Annotated in this window: 1 protein-coding gene; it reads right to left on the minus strand. The window is 49.1% G+C overall.

Features of this window, described 5'->3' with window-relative positions:
* Positions 1–751: glucosyl-dolichyl phosphate glucuronosyltransferase (gene aglG / locus J07HQW2_RS05355; RefSeq protein ID WP_048075495.1), on the minus strand; the 751-nt coding region annotated here is incomplete at its 3' end.
* Positions 752–1,750: the final 999 nt, after the last annotated feature.

Below are 1,750 nucleotides of genomic sequence, written 5' to 3' on the forward strand. Positions count from 1 at the left end.
CTCCTTCATCATCGACGAATGATTCCATCGTCCGTTTTGAGTATCCTTGCCAGAATGCCCGATCGATCAGCCACCAAAGCTTTGTCCGGTAATCAAAGACCTTGTGTGCCACCTCAGCTTCCGGATCGTACCACACACCATGCCCATACTCCTGTCGCATCCGTGCACACAGCTCTGTTTCCCCTCCCTGGAGATTCTTATTACCTTTTCGCCCGCCAATGTCGACGTCGAATCCGCCCAACTCCTCGAATACATTCATCCGAAAAGAGATGTTTGAGCCGAAGGTGTTCCGGACCTCACCCGATCCGTCTGCGAACCCGCGATGTGTCACTCCGACTAGCCAGTAGAATTCCTCAGGGAGAAATGACGGTTTGTCCGCGACCCACTCAGGTGCCATCTTCCCGCCGACCGCGATTGCGTCTTTCTCCTCGTATGCTTGAACTAGCCGCTCAACCCACATCTCATCCGCAATCGCGTCGTCATCAATGAACGCAACGATGTCACCGGACGCCAACTCCGCGCCGCGGTTCCGACTTTGCAAGAGCCCCACGTTCTCGTCGTTACACTCGATTACCATGTCTTCGCGACCTCCGTAATCATCGACTACGCGCTTATGTACATCGGGTGTTCCGTCTACGATTACAATGAGTTCAACATCATCGTACGTCTGCGCGAGCAAACTATCGGCGGCTTCACAGAAGTGTTCGTACATATTGAGTGTGTACGTGCAGATGACGATCGATGCCTTCACACACGACGAAACTCGAGTGGGAAATTTGAATGCTTCCATTCTTCGACCTGCCAGCACACAATTACTATTCTCTTTGCTGATACCACCACCTTGGTCTGAATCGCGAGCGTCTCGACTACTCTCGGCAACGTCGTCCAGTCGATAAGATAATATCCTCGTCCTGAGCGAACTACGGATGACAGCGGCGTAATAAATCCCTGCGTGGTCCACAAGTAATCCACAGACGATCATTTCGATTATCCAAAGCTGTATACGGCGTTCAACGTAGGGGTGACGGTCACAAACTTATCATCCGTAGCAGATGTATTCCGAATACCAACCCAGTTCAACGCAACAGAAACACCCGAGAGTATTAATTATCTATTCACCTGAGATGAGTGAGCCGATATTTCTATTTCTGAGCTGACCGAAATGTTGAGGCTGTGAGCATCCGATATGCGGCTATCAATAGCCCGATAATCGAACTCGAAGTTCAGCGCCCCGGTGTCTTCAGTTAGACAACGAGACTACAACCGAACTTGCTCGATCCTGTAGCAATGATGTCAGAGTGATAGGCTTAATCAGACAAATAAATCCACATAATAAATTCCGCTACGAGACCTAGATGACCTGCTTATATACGCATTGATGGCTCATCTACGTCGCCGGCACTTAACCACAGCCCCCTGTCAATGAGATTTGTGTGGTCAGTAATTCGTCCAGAGCCATCGAGTCGTCTAAAGTGTAGTTGATGAGCTGATTTGAATATTTTTAATCAGGGTTACAGTATAGTCAAAGTATAGAGGCTGGATACAAACATAATTATTGATCGGTTACGATGTCTGCTCCGGAACCACTTTTAGGTCTGCTCAATGAGTATAAACGATGGCATCGTTCGACGACGTCACCGTCCTTGTGCCGACGTATAATGAGGCTGAAACAGTCGGTCAGGTAGTCGATGACTTTCGCGAGGTAGGATTCGATGATATCCTTGTTATTGATGGAGACTCCACGGACGAG

This window comes from Haloquadratum walsbyi J07HQW2, assembly GCF_000415985.1.
GTDB classification, from domain to species: domain Archaea; phylum Halobacteriota; class Halobacteria; order Halobacteriales; family Haloferacaceae; genus Haloquadratum; species Haloquadratum walsbyi_B.